Source organism: Streptomyces longwoodensis (genome assembly GCF_001514125.1).
GTDB classification, from domain to species: Bacteria; Actinomycetota; Actinomycetes; order Streptomycetales; family Streptomycetaceae; genus Streptomyces; species Streptomyces longwoodensis.
In genome coordinates this window covers 1-621 of record NZ_KQ948579.1, presented here as the reverse complement: position 1 = coordinate 621, position 621 = coordinate 1, and the positions used below count along the sequence as shown (strand labels likewise).

The 621-nt window shown below is 68.6% G+C and carries 1 pseudogene; it reads right to left on the bottom strand.

The annotated features are described in order from the left end of the window. Window positions 1-64 precede the first annotated feature (64 nt). A pseudogene (locus tag AQJ30_RS36365) lies at window positions 65-621 on the bottom strand (hypothetical protein); the annotation flags it as partial.

Here is a 621-nt window from a genome sequence, read left to right as displayed (position 1 = left end):
GGTTGTGGTTGCTGCGGCCCGGGCGGAGTGCCGGGGCCGCAGTGAGGGTGTGGGGTGAGGGGTGTTACTGCTGGGCGGTGGGTTCCGTCTGCTGGTTGTAGATCTCCTGGCCTGCTGCGTTGTAGGCGTGGACGTAGGGGGTCGGGGAGGGGGAGTTGTCTTCGGGGCCGGTGATGGCCGCGGTGTGGATGAACGCGCCGTCTGCCATGAGGGCCGGGTACTGCGTCGGGTTGTCGCCGTAGCTGATGGTGATCTTGGCGACGTCGGGTGTGTAGTGTCCGGCGCCCAGTGAGAGGGTCTGTTCGCCGCGGGCCGGCTCGCTGAAGCTGTCGAAGAACTCGATCAGGTGGCCGGTGCCCCACAGGCGGTCGTTGATGAACGTCGGCGGGACGGACATGCTGGTGCCCTTGTGGCCCTTCGTCTCGCACTGCACGTACTGGCGGGCGGAGTTGACGGCGATGACCACGCCGTCCGTGTCCTTGGTGGCGACGGGAGCGCGGACCGCGATCACCGCGTGGAAGTTCGAGGCGTCCGGGCCCAGGCAGGAGGCCAGGATCTTGGCGACGGCCCCGGCACCGATCGGGGACGTCCTCGTACTGGTCACGGTGAACCCGGCCGGGG